The following is a 16,842-nucleotide window of genomic DNA, read 5'->3' as shown; positions in this document are numbered from 1 at the left end:
ACCGGAAAGACCTGTCATTCCATGGACAGTCATAAGGTCAGGCGCTGCTCCGGTAGCGGAAAACGCCGCTGGCCGAGGCGATCTTTTCGCCGGTTTCATCAAACAGGATGCCGTCGGCGAAAAAGGTCTTCCGACCGCCACCGGTCTTGCGGCCTTCGCAGATGAGCAGTTTGCCCTTGGGGCGTGACAGGTAATTGACGTTCAGGGAGAGCGTCATCGCCATCCGCTTGTCGTCTCCAGAACCTGTATAGCAGCCGCAGAAACCGAGGGCCGTGTCGAGGATCGTCGCATAGACGCCGCCATGGGGAATGCCGTAGCGGTTCATCAGATGGTCGGCAATCGGCAGTTCGATCCGGGCATAGTTCTCGGCCCACTCGGCGATCGTGAACCCGAGTGTACGCTGCAGCGGATAGGGCTCCTCTGCGGCAAGCGGATCGGGAATATCGTTCATACGCGTTTGCCGTCCGTGCTGAGGCTGAGCGCACGGCAGGCGGCAACGAGCCTGTCGCCATAATGCTCCGTCAGTTCTTCCGGCGACACGAGGAACGACGGCCCGCCTACATTGATGGCAAAGATCCGGCTTCCGTCCGGAGACACAATCGGGGCAGCGATGCCGTTGACCTCGGGCCGCCAGTCGCCGAAGGAGGTGCAATAGCCGAGCTCGGCGACCTGTTTGACGGCTTTGGCCACACCTTCCCGGATTTCCGCGACCTTATCCGGCTTGTCCTGCTCCATGAGGTGCAGCATGTGTTCGCGTTCCTCGTCCGGCATGGCCGTCAGGATCGCCCGGCCAACGGCGGAAAAAGCCAGCGGCAGACGCGCGCCGATGTTCATGGTGAGCGCAACCGTCTGGTCGGACCGCCTGACGTCGACATAGACGGCACTCAGGCGATGGCGCTCGGTCAGCGCGATCGTGACATGCGGGTTGGGGCCCGAGCACAGATCGTCCATGTATTCCGCGGCCCGCGCGCGCATTTCCATGCCCGACAGCACGCCATAACCGAGCGACAGAACCCCGGAGCCCAGCTGGTAATTGCCGGTCTTTTCGGAATACACCAGATATCCGAGCTTGCGCAGCGTATGGGTCAGTCGGGTCACCGTCGGCTTGGGCAGACCGGTACGTTCCGAAATGTCATTGTTGGAAAGCGACGCTTCTCCCGGACGGAAACAGCGCAGCACCTCCAGGCCGCGAGCCAGGGCCGACACGAACTTGCGGTCGGTCTCCTGTTCTTCCTCCAAAACGTCGCTCATGATCTCATACTGCCAATTTCAGATCCGTATTCCTGCGCCTGACCATCAAAAGGATGGCGGCACCCAATATCACACCGGTAACGGGGAGAACCGGGGAAGGCAAGCCTGTGTACGCGCCAATAGGCGCAGCCATCAGAACGGCCGCGACAATCAGCGCGAGCCGGCAAAGCATCCCGAGCCCATCGCTTCCCAGATGACCGGCAAGGATGATGTATCCCTGCAAGGCCGACGACATCAGCCAGACGGCTGCTACCGTCAGGGCGAACCAAAAGATGATTTCGCCGGCCGGCGCCTGGCCGACAAGTGCCGGATTGAGGACGAACAGGAACGGCGCGATATAGATCACCCCTCCCAGACGCATGGCTTCGAAACCGGACCGCATGGGCGAGGCTCCGGCCATGGTCGCGGCCGCGAATGCCCCGAGCGCGACCGGCGGGGTGATATAGCTGACCATGCCCCAGTAGAGGATGAACAGGTGCACCGCGAGCTGGTTCAGTCCGGCCTGTTCCAGAGCCGGAGCCAGAACAACCGCCAGGAAGATGTAACAGGCGGTCACCGTCATCCCCATGCCGAAGATGAACGCGGTGAGCGCGCCCATCAGAAGCAGAACAAAGGTGTTGGTGCCGGCGATAAAGATCAGCTCGTTGACCAAAGTTCCTGCCAGGCCGGTGGCGGAAAAGGAACCGACAATCAGCCCGACCCCCAGCAAAACGGCAGTCAACTCTGTCAGAGACTTGCCGACGCCGACGACGAGATGGGTCGCGGATTTCAACGTGAAACGGAAACGACGCAGGAACTGGTTGATCACCAGAAGCAGGGCCGTCGCGTAGAACGGCGCCAGCGTGTCCTGTCGCAATCCGACCATCAGGTAGATCAGCACCGCGAAGACGGCGATATAGGGCCAGCCATCCTTCAGCGCCGCGACGAGCTTGGGCAGGTCCTGTTTCGCAAGACCGGTCAGCCCGCGCCGGGCGGCATAGGAATCGAGCTGGGCGAACAGACCGAAATAATAAAGGAAGGACGGGATCGCTGCCGCCAGAGCGATCTCCACGTAGGGAACACCCAGGAACGAGGCCATCACGAAAGCGGTCGCGCCCATGATCGGCGGCATCAGCACGCCCCCCGTCGACGCACAGGCTTCGGTCGCGGCCGCATAGCCGGGCGAAAACCCGGTGCGTTTCATGGCCGGAATGGAAACCGCGCCGGTGGTCAGTACGTTGGAGATCACCGAGCCCGACATGGACCCCATGAAGCCGCTGGCAAAGACCGCCACCTTGGCCGCCCCTCCCCGGTAGCGCCCCACGAGAGCGAGCGCCAGATCGTTGAAGAAGGCTCCCCCGCCCGTGCGCTGCAGGACTGCCCCGAACAGGATGAAGCCGATCACCAGATTGCCGAAGGCGCGCATCGGAATGCCGAAGGAGCTTTCCGACGAAATGATGTGATAGGGCGCCAGATCCCAGAAAGGCGACTGAAAGCCCGACAGCGGGTCGGGCATCTTGTCGGCGAAGGTGGGATAGAGCGAGAATGCCAGAACGATCAGGAACAGCGGCAAACCGCCGGCCCGGCGTGTGGCTTCGAGGATCAGCAGATAAAAGCCAATCGCAAACCAGCGGGCCGTGTCGGGGGCGGCGTATTCCCAGCCCATATCCAGGCTGGTTTCGGCGGTCCAGGCGAAATAGCCCGCACACACGGCCGCGACGACCGCGAGGATCCAGTCATAGACCGGGACCGGTCTGTCCTTGGGGCGCATGCGGAAGACCAGGAAGCTGAGGCTCAGGAAGATCCCCGACAGCAGATACAGATAGCGCCCCTGAAGCAGAACGACCCCGAAGAGCTGAAGATTGAACAGCTGGTGGATCGACAGCAACACCGCCGCCAGCGTTCCGATTCCGACAACCGCATTGGCGACGCGCGGAAGGCCTGCATTCGTCGCACCGTCCAGCTCGCGTTTTTCGCTGGCGTCCATTGACCGCTCCAACTTATGGCCCCGCGCGGCCAGGCCGCACGGGGCGAAGGATTGTTATTGGTGTTTCACGATCAGAAGACGACGGAGAAACCACCGTCCATCAGGGCTTTCTTGCGCGCTTCTGCCCATGCGCTTTCCCAGTCGGCCGGGCTTTCGGACTTCAGGTCGCTCCAGGCCTTGGCAAGGGCCGCCTGACGGGCAACGAGATGGTCGTTGTGCTTCTGAGCCGCGTCAGACCACGCACCGGTTTCCTTGAAATAGCGGATGGCGCCGTCGTGATAGGGCACGACCCATTCGAAGTTCTGCTTGTCGAGCGCCCAGCCGCCGATGCCCGGCGCCTTGCCATTGTACTCGTCGAAGAGCTGAACCATGGCGGCGGTCATGTTGTAGACAAGGTCCTCGTCCTGATCGGCCATGGCCACGAGGACCGGATAGGCATAAGCGCCTGTCTGCACGCCGTCGGTTCCGTCGATGGTCGCACCGACAGTGACCTTTGCCGCCGCGAAGAACGGAGCGATCTCCTGCATTCTCGCGAGGCCTTCCTTGTTCGCCGGGTCAACGGTCGGCCAGATCAGGCCGCGCGGCGAAGACGCCGCCTCATAGGCAAAACCGGAATTTGTCGAGGCGAAAGCCGCATCCACCTGACCGTTGATCAGGCCTTTCCAGCTTTCTCCGAAGCCGCCGAACTCGACCTTCTCGACATCGTCCCAGGTCAGTCCGCCATAGGCGAGATAGGCGGTCGTGTTCACGTTCAGGGACGGCGCACCGCGAACCCAGGCAACACGTTTGCCCTTCAGGTCGGAATAGGATTTGACGCCGATATCCCCGGCCACGCCGACGGAAAGCCCCACGGCACCGCCGTTGTTCGCCAGAAGCGTGCGCACGGCCTGCGGACCCCAGTTCTCCGTGCCGAAGACGAAGACGCCCTCCTGGGCCATGAAAGATCCGCCGACACCGGTCGCGGAAAATTGAACCTTGTGCTGGCGCAGCGGCTCGGTACGCGCCACATCGTTCTTGCCCGGCAGAACACGCAGGTTGGTGCCGGTCGCGTTCTGAAGTGCCGCACCGATAGCGACGGACTGATTGTAGCCTGCGGATCCGGTGTTATAGGCGGTCCAGGCCAGCTGTTTCGGCAGGTTGAGTTCCGCCGCGCAAAGCCCTCCCGAGACTATTCCGACGGCAGCAAACGTCATTACGGCCGTAACCGGCCTCAAAAAAATTCCCATTGTGTTCCTCCCAGATCGAACAAACTTGCATCTGCAGTTCGTTTCTGCGAAACAGCATTTCGCAAATATGGTGCGTAGTCAACAAAAGATGGGGAGCATCCGGAATGACCCGCGCAGCTGATCGGCTCGTAGAAACCATTCGTGCCCACGGGCTTGATCGTATCTTCTGCGTGCCGGGTGAGAGCTATCTGTCGCTTCTCGACGCGCTTCACGACTCCGAAATCGAACTCGTCGTCTGCCGCCACGAAGGCGGCGCCGGGTTCATGGCCGTGGCGGATGCACGGCTGACAGGCCGCGCCGGACTTGCCGCGGTCAGCCGGGGGCCAGGTGCCACCAACGCGTCAATCGCCGTCCATCTGGCGAATCAGGACGCCGTCCCTCTCGTTCTCCTGGTCGGTCAGGTCGCCCGTTTCGAACGCGGTCGCGGCGCTTTCCAGGAAGTGGACTACCAGCAGATGTTCGGCGGCATGGCCAAGGGCATCTGGGAAGTGACGGAAGCAGAACGCCTGTCGGAAACCTTCGCCCGGGCGGTCCATGTGGCGGAAAGCGGCACGCCCGGTCCGGTGATCCTGGCGATGCCGGAAGACATGCTCGGCGATACCGTCACCGACCCGGCGGTTCCAATTCTCCCGGTCGCCCGCGCTTCCGTCTCGCAGGAAGACGCCCGGAAGGCGGCCGACCTGCTTGCGAAGGCGGAGCGCCCGCTGCTCGTCGCCGGCGGCCAGCTGGACACACCGCATGGGAGGGCAGCCCTGCGCAAGGCTGCCGAGGCCCATGGCCTTCCGGTCGGTCTGACCTTCAAGTACCAGCATATCTTCGACAATTCCCATCCCCTCTACGCCGGCCACCTCGGCTTCAAAATCCCGCCGATGCAGGTCAAGGAAATGCAGAAGGCGGATCTGATCATTGCCGTCGGCACACGGCTCGGCGATACGCCGACTCAAGGGTACCGGCTTCCCAAAGCCCCTGTCCCCGAACAGCCGCTGATCCATGTCTATCCGGATGCCGATGCCATTGGCCGGGTTTTCCGGACCGACCTTGGCATTGCCGCCGACCCGGCCTCTTTCCTCGAGGCGTTGGCAATGCTCAACAGCGATGTATCGGAAACAAGGAAAGATTGGGCAGGCACGCTCAATACGGTTGCCCGAAAACTCGCAGATCAGACTCCAAGGGATTGGGAGGACGGAATCGATTTCGGTGCCGTCGTCATCGCGCTTGCCGACCAGGCACCGAAAGACAGCATCGTCATCACCGATTCCGGCAACTTTTCCAGTTGGGTCCATTGCCACTGGCCCTGGGACGGCACCCAGACGGCCATCGGCGCCGTCGGCGGCGCCATGGGACTGGCGGTTCCGGCCGCCGTTGCCTCCTGTCTTCGGCACCCGGACAAACGGGTCATTGCTTATGTCGGCGACGGCGGCGTGATGATGACCGGAAACGAGTTGGCGACAGCCGTTTCGGTCGGTGCAAAGCCCGTGATCGTGGTTTCCAACAATGCGACCTACGGCACGATCCGCCTGCATCAGGAAAAGGGTTTTCCAGGCCGGGTCTCCGGCACGGGCCTGACCAATCCGGACTTCGCGGCCTGGGGCCGTGCGTTCGGGGCCTTGGGCATCACGATCTCCAAGGGCGATGATATCGCTTCCAGGATCGCGGAAGCACTGGCGCACGACGGTCCGGTGGTGATCCAGGTGAATTCCAGCACCGAGGCCATATCCGCCTATATCTCCATTTCCCAGATCAGGGCCAAGGCATGACCACGCTCGACGATTTGCTCAATCCGAAATCAGTGGCAATCGTCGGGGCCTCGGACGACCCGAAGCGGATCGGCGGACGCCCGATCGCCTACATGAAGGACGCAGGCTTTGCCGGGCGGCTCATTCCCGTCAATCCGAAGCGGGACACGATTCAAGGTCTCCCAGCGGCTCCGAGCCTGGCCGATATCGATGGCACCATCGATTTCGCACTGATCGCCCTGCCCGCGCCGCTGGTTGCCGAAGCGGTGAAAGAAGCCCGGGCCAAGGGCGCGAAGACGTGCCTGATCTTCAGTTCCGGTTTCCGGGAGGTCGGAGCGGAAGGTGCCGCACTTGAGGATGAGCTGATCCGGACGGCGCGCGACGTCGGCATCCGGATGATCGGACCGAATTGCCTCGGCGCCTTCAACGCGTTCTCCGGTTTCCTGCCGTGCTTTTCGTCGACGCTCGACCGGGGCGCACCGAAACCCGGCCCGCTTGCGATTGCCAGCCAGTCCGGCGCCTACGGCAGCCATATCTATTTCCTGGCCCGCCAGCGCGGCCTCGGTACCGGCTATTTCCTGACGACGGGCAACGAGGGCGACGTCCAGGTGGCCGAAGTCATCAAGTTGATGGCGGAAAAGGACGACGTCCGCACGATCCTGGCCTATGCGGAGGGCATCAAGAACGGCCCGTTGCTGATCGACGCGCTGGAAACCGCAAGGGCAGCGAAAAAGGCGGTCATCTTCATGAAGGTCGGCCGCTCCGATGTCGGCGCGGCGGCCGCCGCCTCCCATACCGCATCGCTCGCCGGTGAAGATGCCGTCTTCGATGCCGTGATCCGGCAATATGGCGCGGTCCGGGCAAAGACGACGGAAGAAATGATCGACATCGCCTATGCCGCCCAGCCGGGGATTTATCCGAGGGGACGGAAACTCGGGGTGGTGACGATCTCCGGGGGCGCGGGTGTCCTGATTGCCGACGATGCCGCCGACTACGGCCTAGACGTTTCGCCCATGCCGGAGGATGCGCAGGCGGAGATGAAAGCGCTCCTGCCCTTCGCGTCCCCGCGCAATCCAGTGGATGTCACGGCCCAGGCGTTCAACGACTTGTCGCTGATCTCCGCTTTTGTGAAGAAGATGATCGAGCGCGGCGGCTATGACGCCATCCTGGCGTTCTGGACCTCCGTCGCCGGTTCCAGAATGATCGCAGGCGCCCTGCAGGACGCCATGCGGGCCGGCCTTGCCGACAATCCGGACGTGCTGATCGTGCAGTCGATCCTGGCGGAGCCGGAGATCGTGGCAAGTTATGAAAGCCAGGGCTATCCGGTCTTCGAGGACCCGACACGGGCAGTTGCCGCGATTGCCGCGCTGGCCCGGCTCGGCGAAGCCTTTGCGCGCGCAAAAGGCGAACCGATCGCCCTGCCAGCGCCCCTAGATTTACCCAAGGCGGCGCTCGGTGAGCGCGAAGCCAAGGAGATCCTCGCGGGCTTCGGCCTGCCGGTCGTGACAGACACGCTGCTGCGGAGCGAAGCCGAGGCAGGCGCCTTTGCCCAGCGCGGCACCGGCAGCTATGCGCTCAAGATTGCCTCGCCGGATATCGCCCACAAGACAGATGTCGGCGGTGTGGCCTTGAACATAGCGGCTGACGGCATCGAAGACGCTTTTTCCCGGATCATGACGGCCGTCGGAAAGGCGGTTCCCGCAGCACGGCTCGACGGGGTCATCGTCTCGGAGATGGCGCCAGAGGGCATCGACTGCATTCTGGGCGGCAAGATCGATCCGGCCTTCGGCCCGATCGTCATGTTCGGTCTCGGCGGCGTCTTCACCGAAGTCTTTTCCGATGTTGCCTTCCGCCACGCACCGGTCACGCAGGCTGTCGCCCTGGAGATGATCGAGGAGCTGGATGCGGTTGCGCTTCTGAATGGCGTGAGGGGCGCGCCAGCTTGCGACAAGACCCGACTGGCTGATGCCATCCATAAGTTCTCGGTGTTCCTGGCCGCCCATGTGGATCGGATCGACAGCGCCGAAATCAATCCCCTGCGCGCCTATCCGGACCGTTGCCTGGGTCTCGATGCGCTGATCGTTCCGCGCAAGGATTGATCTTCCGGCTCAGACCGCAGTCAGGCCACCGTCGATGGAGACCGCCTGGCCGGTCATGAAGCTGTTTTCCGGGCTGCAGATCCACAACATCGCCTGCACGACCTCATCCACCGTGGCCACCCGGTGCATCGGGATGCGCTGGGTGATGCGGTCATAGGCTTCTTCCCGTTCCATTCCGTGCCGGTCGGCGACCTCATCGGCCATGTCATCGAAGAGCGGCGTGACCGCAAAGGACGGGCAGAGCGCGTTGACGCGAATGTTCTTGCGCGCGACCTCGTCGGCCGCACTTTTCGTCAGGCCGATTACCGCGTGCTTGGAGGCGGCATAAGCGGACAGCATGCCGGCGCCGACAAGCCCTGCCGCCGACGCCACGTTGAGGATGGCGCCCTGCCCTGCTTCCCGCATCCAGGGCAGTTGATGCTTCATGCAGAGAAACACGCCCTTGGCATTGACCGCCATCACCCGGTCGAAGGTCGCGGTGTCGATTGAGGGAAGCGGTGCCATTTCATGGCCGATCCCGGCGTTGTTGATCGCGACGTCCAGCGTTTCGAACCTGGCCTTTGCAAGGGCGATCGCGCCGCGGACCTGATCTTCGCTCGTGATATCGACGGTGGCCGTCAAGACCTTGCTGCCGGTCTCGGCAAACGACTTGCTTTTTTCCGCCAGCGCTTCGCTCGCCTTGTCCCACAGGATGAGATTGGCGCCTTCCTCGGCGAACCGTTCCGCGGCCCGAGCGCCGAAGCCGCTCGCGGCGCCGGTGATCAGAACCGTCTTTCCTTCATAGTGTCTCTCAACCATCCTGCACCGCCTTCAATCCACCGGCTGCATAGAAGGGCACGAATTCGCCCATTTTAAGCCCGCGTTCCGGGTTGGAGGCATTGCCGTCGAGCGCGCGTTTCTTCACCCCCTGCAGGATCGCCCCCATGCGGAAAAAGCAGAAGGCGAGGAAGAAATTGAAATCCGGAATACCGGGGATGCCCCGGCGCGCGCAATAACTGGCGACATATTCTTCTTCCGTTGGGATACCCAGCGCCTTGCGGTCAAGACCCGCAAGCCCCCGCCCCTCTTCACCGACCGGCATGCGCCACTGCATGATCTGGTAAGCCAGATCGGCAATCGGATGACCGAGCGTCGACAGTTCCCAGTCGAGAACGGCCGCCACACGTGGCCGGTCCCTTTCGAAGATCATGTTGTCGATCCGGTAGTCGCCGTGGACCAGCGTGCGCTGGCCGTCATCCAGATGAACATTGTCGTTCAGCCAGGTAATCAGCGCGTCCATATCCGCAATGGTTTCGGTTTCCGAGGCGCGGTACTGTTTCGTCCATCGGTCGATCTGCCGGGCGACATAGGCACCCGGCGCGCCGAAATCGGACAGGCCGACCGCATCGAGATCGACACTGTGCAGGGCCGCCAGCACCCGGTTCATCTCGTCGAAGATCGCGGCCCGGTCCTCTTTGGTGTGCCCCGGCAGGCTCGGATCGTCGAAATGACGGCCGCTGACATGTTCCATGACGTAGAACATGGTGCCGATGACGCTGTCGTCCTCGCACAGGAGCAGCATGTCCGCGACGGGAACATCGGTCCTGGCCAGCGCCTTCTGCACCCGGAATTCCCGGTCGATGGCGTGCGCCGACTTCAGCAACACACCCGGCGGCTTGCGGCGCAGGACATAGGTCTTTTCCGGCGTCGTCAGCCGAAAGGTCGGATTGGATTGGCCGAAGGCGAATTTCTCTGCGCCGAGCGGCCCTGCGAACCCGGGCAGGAGCCCGGTCAGGTAAGCCTCCACGGCCGCCGTATCGAGATGCTGGGCACTGTGTTCCATCGCGCCTTCCCCTCTAACTGTACGTCCGCTGGGCGATCCGGTCGAGCGGGTCGAGATGCGGCGTCTCGTTGAAACTGTGAAGATAGAATGCCCGTTCGGTGAAGATAAACCGGGTCACGGCAGTATTCTTCACCTGCAGATTGAGTTCGATGCGCGCGGCCGGTGCCATGCCGAGAGCCGTTCCCACGATCTGGGCGACAGGACCGCCGGAGGTGACCGCCAGGACACGATCCGCACCGGGCCGGCACATCACACGGCGCGCCTCCTCCACACGCCCGACAAAGGCGGAAAAGCGTTCTGGCGGGTCAGCAATCTCGTCGTTCTGCCAGGCCACCAACGTCTGCCTCAGGGCACGGAAATGAGACCTGCGGTCCGTGTGCAAATCCTCCGGCGCCTGTCCGCCATGATGGGCGTTCAGCAGGCCGGAAAAGTCGTACTCGTTGAACCCGGCATGCTCTTCCGTTTCCGGCAGGTCCCCGAACGCCTTGCGGATGCCGTCCAGCGTTTCCGTATGGCGGCGCATGGTGCCGGTTGCCAGACGGTCGGGCCTCAGGCCGTAGCCGGCAAGCAGTTCGCCGAGCCAGGCCGACTGGCGATGGCCGCGATCCGACAGCACGTCATAGTTCTCGGCCCCGAAGGATGCCTGGGCATGGCGGACCAGGATCAGCTCCGACATATTTTGTCAGCGCTTTTCGTTGGTGTATTTGCGCAGTTCCGCGCGGGCGATCTGGCGCCGGTGGACCGCGTCCGGCCCATCGGCGAACCGCAGAGTGCGCAGGTTGGTCCACATGGACGCCAGCGGATAGTCCTGACTGATACCCGCGCCGCCGTGGATCTGCATGGCTTCGTCGACCACCTTGGTCGCCATCAGCGGCGCGACCACTTTGATCTTGGAAATCCACGGCTGGGCCGCACGCACGCCTTGGGTGTCCATCATCCAGGCGGCCTTGAGGCACAACAGCCGTGCCATTTCGATTTCCATGCGGGCATTGGCAATGATGTCGTGGTTGGCGCCGAGATCGGCCAGCGGCCGCTTGAACGCGGTGCGGGTGAGCGCGCGCTTGCACAGCATCTCCAAAGCGCGCTCGGCCTGACCGATGGCGCGCATGCAGTGATGGATCCGGCCCGGGCCGAGACGCCCCTGCGCCACCTCGAAGCCGCGCCCGCGACCGAGGATCAGATCCTCTTCCGCGACACGCACATCGGTGAAGCGGATATGCATGTGGCCGTGAGGCGCATCGTCATGGCCGAAGACCTCCATGGGACGCAGGACTTCGATGCCCGGCGTATCGGCGGGCACGACGAACATGGAGTGACGCGCATGCTTTTCCGCATCCGGGTCCGAGCAGGTCATGACGATATAGACCTTGCAACGCGGATCTCCGGCGCCGGACGCCCACCACTTCTCGCCGTTGAGCACCCAGTGGTCCCCATCCTTGACGGCAGACATGGAAATATTGGTGGCGTCCGACGAGGCCACGTCCGGTTCGGTCATCAGATAGGCGGAGCGGATCTCGCCCTCCAGCAGCGGCTTCAGCCATTTTTCCTTGTGGGCAGGCGAGCCGTAGCGCTCGAAGACCTCCATGTTACCGGTGTCCGGCGCAGAGCAGTTAAAGATCTCGGCAGCGAGCCGAACCTTGCCCATCTCTTCCGCCAGATAGGCGTATTCGACGGTGCTCAGCCCGTAGCCCTTCTCAGAGTCCGTCAGCCAGAAATTCCACAGGCCGCGTTCGCGCGCCTTGGCCTTCAGGGTGGTGAGGATTTCAAGCTGGCGCTCGGTCAGGGCGAAACGCCCGCCGCCGAAGGCCTTGCCGACTTCCGCATGATATTCCGCATCGAGAGGCGCAATATCCTCCTCGATCATCCTGCGCACCGCCTCAATCAGCGGCTTGACCCGTTCCGTGACACCCAGATCCATAATGTCCTCCCAGACTTTCTTTTATTCGGCGCAGATCCTCTGTCTGGCCGCATGATATTCCGCCTCGATCCGCGCAACGAGTCTCTCAACAGGGGCGCGCTCCTTGATCGCGCCGATCCCCTGACCAGACCCCCAGATTTCCTTCCAGGCCTTGGCTTTCGACGACCCCTTGGAAAAATCCATGCTGCTCGGATCGGCGGATGCGAGAGCGTCCGGATCCATGCCGGCGTTGCGGATCGAAGGTTTCAGGTAGTTGCCGTGGATCCCGGTGAAGAGCGACGAATAGACGATGTCCTCCGCACCGCAGTCGACGATCATGTCCTTGTAGGCATCGGGGGCGCGCGCTTCGTCGGTGGAGATGAAGGGCGAACCGATGTAGCCGAGATCGGCCCCGAGTGCTCGGGCCGCTAGAAGCGCCTCGCCCGTGGCGATCGATCCGGAGAGCAGCAGCGGGCCGTCGAACCATTCGCGGATTTCGCGAATGAGCGCGAAAGGCGACTGCGGGCCGGCGTGGCCACCGGCACCGGCCGCCACTGCGATCAGTCCGTCGGCGCCCTTCTCGATCGCCTTTTTGGCGAAGGTGTTGTTGATGATGTCGTGCAGCGCGATACCGCCGCAGGAATGGGCGGCGTCGTTCACCTCCACCCGCGCCCCGAGCGAGGTGATCCAGATCGGCACCTTCCACCTGGCGCAGATTTCGAGATCCCGCTGCAGGCGCTCGTTCGACCGGTGCACGATCTGATTGACCGCGAAGGGGGCGGCCGGGCGGTCCGGATTGGCCTGATTGTGCCGGTCCAGTTCTTCTGTGATCTGCTTCAGCCACCGGTCCAGTTCGATCGGCTCGCCTTCGGCTTCGCGGGCATTCAGTGCCGGGAAACTGCCGACGATGCCGGCCTTGCACTGGGCGATCACCAGTTCCGGCCCGGAAACGATGAACATCGGCGACGCGACCACGGGGATGCGCAGGCCGGTCAGGACATCCGGGAGACGGGTTTGTGTCATCGGTAACTCCACCACGGGTTCAAAAATAACGGCGGACAAGCCACTCGGCGTAGAGCGCCGGCTTTTCCTGCCCTTCGATTTCGATACGGACTTCCCAAGTGAGCGTCACGGCATCCGGACCTGTTTCTTCGGCTTTGGCAAGGGTCACATGTCCGCGGATACGCGATCCGCTCGGCACGGGCGACAGGAAACGGAGGCGGTTCGTGCCGTAGTTGACGCTCATCTTGCAATCGTCCGGAATGGGGACCACTTGCGAGGAAATGTTCGACAGGAGCGAGACGGTCAGAAATCCATGGGCAATGGTGCCGCCGAACGGGGTTTTCGCGGCACGCTCGGGATCGGTATGGATGAACTGATGATCGCCGGTCACATCGGCAAAGGTATCGATCATCTCCTGGGTGATCGTGATCCAGGGAGACGGCGGATAGGCCGTGCCGACCTGGTCGAGATAGTCCCTCACGCTCATGTTTTCGTGTTCTCCATGACGGTCCGTATTGAGAATAACGGACAGACTAACCCCGATTCCGGTCGTCTCTGCAATTTGTTCGCATAGTGGAATAGCGTTTCGCAATTCAACTGACAAGGCTGTCGCAACGTCACCTCCGGCCGTATTGCCTAACATGCAACGGGATCACATTTCCTATTGCGAAACACTATTTCGCAAACGACAATCCGATACGACTTTAAAATCAGGAAGGCCGAAATGACCGAAACCATGAAGCGTATCGCTCTCGCCGAAAGGCCGAAAGGGGCTCCGAGCCTGAACAATTTCCGTCTCGAGCAAATCCCGATGCCGCAACCGGGCGACGACGAGGTCCTGGTGCGCGTGCTCTATCTGTCGCTGGATCCCTATATGCGTGGACGGATGGATGACGCGAAGTCCTATGCCGCTCCGGTCGAAATCGGCGCGACCATGGAAGGCGGCTGCGTTGCCGAGGTCATTGCCTCCAACAGCGACCGCCTGAAACCGGGCGATATCGTCAACGGCATGTTCGGCTGGGCGAGCCACGGAGTTCTGCCGGCCAAGCAGCTCAGAAAGGTCGACCCGGAGGTGGCACCAGTATCGACGGCGGTCGGCGTGCTCGGCATGCCGGGCTTTACCGGCTGGCTGGGCCTCAACGAATACGGCCGGCCCAAGGCGGGCGAGACGCTGGTGGTCGGTGCCGCGACCGGCGCGGTCGGGTCCATGGTCGGCCAACTCGGCAAAATCTACGGGCTTCGGGTCGTCGGCGTTGCCGGCGGCGCGGACAAATGCGCTTTCGCGGTCAACGACCTCGGTTTCGATGCCTGTATCGATCACCGCGCCGCGCCAGATTCGGCTACTCTTAGGGAACAGCTTGCCGCCGAATGCCCGGACGGCATCGACATCTATTTCGAAAACGTCGGCGGCAAGACGCTAGAGGCGGTCCTGCCGCAAATGAATGTCGCAGGCCGGATCCCGATTTGCGGCATGATCGCCTGGTACGATCTCGGCGGTCTCGGCCTCGGCGGCGGAGACGGCAAGGACCAGTTACCGAAGGCCTGGCGCACCATCCTCGTGCGCCGCCTGTCGGTCAACGGCTTCATCATCATGGATCATTACGACCGTTTCCCGGATTTCCTGAAGGAAGTCGGAGGATACATCTGCGACGACCGGCTGCATTACCGGGAGGATATCGCCGAAGGCCTCGAGGCCGCGCCCCAGGCCTTTCTCGACATGCTGAAGGGCGGCAATTTCGGCAAGCAGCTGGTGAAGGTCGGGGAGCTTTGACCATGAGACTGTTCGACATGACCGGCAAGGTGGCGCTGATCACCGGCTCCACAAAGGGGATCGGCAAGGCCATTGCCATCGCCCTCTCCGAGGCTGGCGCGAAAGTGGTGATCTCAAGCCGGAAGCAGGACGCCTGTGACCAGGTCGCGGACGAGATCCGGAGCATGGGCGGCGAAGCGCTTGCCGTGCCCGCCAATATTTCCGAGGACGCGGATCTGGAACGGCTGGTTTCCACGGTTCTGGATAAATGGGGACGCATCGACAGCCTGATCTGCAACGCTGCGGTCAATCCTTATTACGGACCTTTTCTGGACACGCCCGACGATGCCTTCGACAAGACCATCCGCGTCAATATCCGCTCCAACATGCGGCTGGCGAAACTTGTCCTGCCGGGCATGGTGGAACGGCAGGACGGCAGCATCGTCGTGGTGTCGTCCATTGCCGCCTTCAAAGGCTCGGACAAGCTCGGCATCTATGCGCTGACCAAGGCCGCCGACACCCAGTTGGTGCGCAATCTGGCGGTCACCTACGGGCCGGAGAACATCCGTGTCAACGGGATCGCACCGGCCCTGGTGCGCACGGACTTCGCGCGCACCCTCTGGGAAGATCCGGAGCGGGCAAAGAAGGTCGCCGACAGCTACGCCCTGAAGCGGCTGGGCGACCCAGATGACATCGCCGGCGTCGCCGTTTTTCTCGCCAGTCCGGCCGGAGCCTGGACCACGGGCCAGACGCTGATCATCGACGGCGGCTGGTCCGTCTGCGAATAGAAACTCCGAAACTCCAAAAGCGAAGCGCCGGCGAATTGCCGGCGCTTCTCCATCTCAGATCCTTAATTGCCACCGGATCCCTCAATCACCGGACCGAACATTTCCCAGCGCTCGCCGTTGAAACGCATCATCTGCATCTGCTGGATGGGGAAATAGTCCGTGGGACTGGTATTGACGACGATCCCCGGAAGCGCCATCGGCATGACGAAGTCCTTCAGGTTGGCCGCCTGTGCCATGACGTTTTCCCGCGACAGGTCGTCTCCGGCCTGGCGCAGCACCTGCTCCAGGGTCTGGGCCACGGAGTAACCGTAGACGGTAAAGCTGGAGGAGCGGTCGCCGTCCGGATAGTACTCGTCCATGAAGGCGGACCAGTCCTTGTAGCTTTGATCGTTCGTCCAGGTCGGGTCGGTCGGGTCCTTCAGGTAACCGGTGGAGAGCACGTCCTTGGCGTTTTCAAAACCGGCCGGCTTCAGAACGCCGCCGACAGACTGGGCGACGTTGTTGACGATCTGGACCGGTTTCCAGCCCGTCTCGCCAATCTTGCGGATCGCCTGGGCTGCGAACTTCGGGGTTGCGATATCAATGACCAGATCGGCGCCGGACGCCTTCAGATTGACGATCTGGGAATCGATGGTCGGGTCGGAAGTCTCGTAAGGCGCTTCTGCAACGATCATGCTGGTCTTGTCACCCAGGCCTTCCTTCAAGCCCTCAAGAAGATCTTTGCCATAGTCGTCGTTCTGGTAAAGCACCCCGATCTTGGCGTCCGGGTGGTTCTCCAGAATGTAGGCGGCGTAGATGCGGCCTTCGCTCTGGTAGTTGGGCTGCCAGCCCATGGTCCAGTGATACTTCTCCGGCATGCCCCATTTGGTCGCGCCGGTGGCGACGAACAGCTGCGGCACCTTCTTGGCGTTCATGTATTTCTGGATCGCCGTGTTGGTCGCCGTGCCAAGGCTCTGGAAGATCAGCAGCACCTCGTCGCTCTCGACCAGCTTGCGGGCCTGTTCGACCGTTTTCGGCGGGCTGTAGCCGTCGTCATAGGAAATGAAGTTGATCTTTCGGCCATTGATGCCGCCCTCGGCGTTGACCTTGTCGAAATAGGCACCGATCGTCTTGCCGATCGTGCCATAGGCGGACGCCGGTCCGCTGTAGGGGCCGATATGACCGATCTTGATTTCCGTATCGGTAACGCCCGGCCCGTTTTCTGCCATTGCCGGAACCACAGCGGAAACGGCTATTCCCAAGCCCAGCGCGACGGCGCCGAGGAATGAGGTTCTTATCAGTTTCATGGATATTTCCTCCCTTTTC

Annotated in this window: 15 protein-coding genes; 4 read left to right on the top strand and 11 right to left on the bottom strand. The window is 62.4% G+C overall.

Annotated elements, in window-relative coordinates:
- Positions 1-37 precede the first annotated feature (37 nt).
- The 4 genes from ACN0SO_RS02270 to ACN0SO_RS02255 all read right to left on the bottom strand — a co-directional run bounded on the left by ACN0SO_RS02270 (position 38) and on the right by ACN0SO_RS02255 (position 4,410).
- Complete coding sequence (locus tag ACN0SO_RS02270; RefSeq protein WP_417674096.1) at positions 38-451, bottom strand: PaaI family thioesterase; 414 nt, start codon at positions 449-451, stop codon at positions 38-40.
- A complete protein-coding gene (locus tag ACN0SO_RS02265; RefSeq protein WP_417674094.1) occupies positions 448-1,251 on the bottom strand; it encodes an IclR family transcriptional regulator in 804 nt (267 codons plus the stop codon). The genes ACN0SO_RS02270 and ACN0SO_RS02265 overlap by 4 nt, the downstream gene beginning before the upstream one ends.
- A 4-nt stretch (positions 1,252-1,255) precedes the next feature.
- Positions 1,256-3,217, bottom strand: a complete 1,962-nt coding sequence (locus tag ACN0SO_RS02260) for a TRAP transporter permease (protein ID WP_417674092.1) — start codon at positions 3,215-3,217, stop codon at positions 1,256-1,258.
- 71 nt (positions 3,218-3,288) lie between these two features.
- On the bottom strand, positions 3,289-4,410 hold the full coding sequence (locus ACN0SO_RS02255) for a TAXI family TRAP transporter solute-binding subunit (RefSeq protein ID WP_417674090.1): 1,122 nt from the start codon (positions 4,408-4,410) through the stop codon (positions 3,289-3,291).
- Positions 4,411-4,547: 137 nt separating this feature from the next.
- Between ACN0SO_RS02255 and ACN0SO_RS02250 the strand changes: the two genes are divergently transcribed.
- Positions 4,548-6,200, top strand: a complete 1,653-nt coding sequence (locus tag ACN0SO_RS02250; protein ID WP_417674088.1) for a thiamine pyrophosphate-dependent enzyme — start codon at positions 4,548-4,550, stop codon at positions 6,198-6,200.
- Positions 6,197-8,278 carry an acetate--CoA ligase family protein gene (locus ACN0SO_RS02245; RefSeq protein ID WP_417674086.1) on the top strand — a complete coding sequence of 694 codons (2,082 nt, stop codon included), beginning with the start codon at positions 6,197-6,199 and terminating at the stop codon, positions 8,276-8,278. The genes ACN0SO_RS02250 and ACN0SO_RS02245 overlap by 4 nt, the downstream gene beginning before the upstream one ends.
- A 9-nt stretch (positions 8,279-8,287) precedes the next feature.
- Here ACN0SO_RS02245 and ACN0SO_RS02240 read toward each other — a convergent pair whose 3' ends face one another.
- The 6 genes from ACN0SO_RS02240 to ACN0SO_RS02215 are packed head-to-tail and all read right to left on the bottom strand — an operon-like array spanning position 8,288 to position 13,486.
- A complete protein-coding gene (locus ACN0SO_RS02240; RefSeq protein WP_417674084.1) occupies positions 8,288-9,076 on the bottom strand; it encodes an SDR family NAD(P)-dependent oxidoreductase in 789 nt (262 codons plus the stop codon).
- Positions 9,069-10,100 carry a phosphotransferase family protein gene (locus tag ACN0SO_RS02235; RefSeq protein WP_417674082.1) on the bottom strand — a complete coding sequence of 344 codons (1,032 nt, stop codon included), beginning with the start codon at positions 10,098-10,100 and terminating at the stop codon, positions 9,069-9,071. The genes ACN0SO_RS02240 and ACN0SO_RS02235 overlap by 8 nt, the downstream gene beginning before the upstream one ends.
- A 13-nt stretch (positions 10,101-10,113) precedes the next feature.
- A complete protein-coding gene (locus tag ACN0SO_RS02230; protein ID WP_417674080.1) occupies positions 10,114-10,776 on the bottom strand; it encodes a histidine phosphatase family protein in 663 nt (220 codons plus the stop codon).
- 6 nt (positions 10,777-10,782) lie between these two features.
- Positions 10,783-12,018, bottom strand: coding sequence for an acyl-CoA dehydrogenase family protein (locus ACN0SO_RS02225; protein WP_417674078.1), 1,236 nt, complete (start codon positions 12,016-12,018; stop codon positions 10,783-10,785).
- A 21-nt stretch (positions 12,019-12,039) separates the two neighbouring features.
- Positions 12,040-13,020, bottom strand: coding sequence for an NAD(P)H-dependent flavin oxidoreductase (locus tag ACN0SO_RS02220; protein WP_417674076.1), 981 nt, complete (start codon positions 13,018-13,020; stop codon positions 12,040-12,042).
- A gap of 19 nt (positions 13,021-13,039) precedes the next feature.
- Complete coding sequence (locus tag ACN0SO_RS02215; protein WP_417674074.1) at positions 13,040-13,486, bottom strand: MaoC family dehydratase; 447 nt, start codon at positions 13,484-13,486, stop codon at positions 13,040-13,042.
- A 237-nt stretch (positions 13,487-13,723) separates the two neighbouring features.
- Here ACN0SO_RS02215 and ACN0SO_RS02210 point away from each other — a divergent pair, with 237 nt between their 5' ends.
- A complete protein-coding gene (locus ACN0SO_RS02210) occupies positions 13,724-14,770 on the top strand; it encodes an NADP-dependent oxidoreductase (RefSeq protein ID WP_417674072.1) in 1,047 nt (348 codons plus the stop codon).
- 2 nt (positions 14,771-14,772) lie between these two features.
- Entirely contained in the window at positions 14,773-15,537 is a 765-nt protein-coding gene (locus ACN0SO_RS02205) for an SDR family NAD(P)-dependent oxidoreductase (protein ID WP_417674070.1), read from the top strand.
- A 62-nt stretch (positions 15,538-15,599) separates the two neighbouring features.
- Here the strand turns inward: ACN0SO_RS02205 and ACN0SO_RS02200 are convergent, their stop codons facing one another.
- Positions 15,600-16,823: an ABC transporter substrate-binding protein gene (locus ACN0SO_RS02200; protein WP_417674068.1), complete on the bottom strand. Its 1,224-nt coding sequence runs from the start codon at positions 16,821-16,823 to the stop codon at positions 15,600-15,602.
- Positions 16,824-16,842: the final 19 nt, after the last annotated feature.

This window comes from Roseibium sp., from assembly GCF_048260565.1.
GTDB lineage: Bacteria > Pseudomonadota > Alphaproteobacteria > Rhizobiales > Stappiaceae > Roseibium.
Note: the sequence above shows the minus strand (reverse complement) of the source record. Positions and strands in the feature narration are given on the sequence as shown.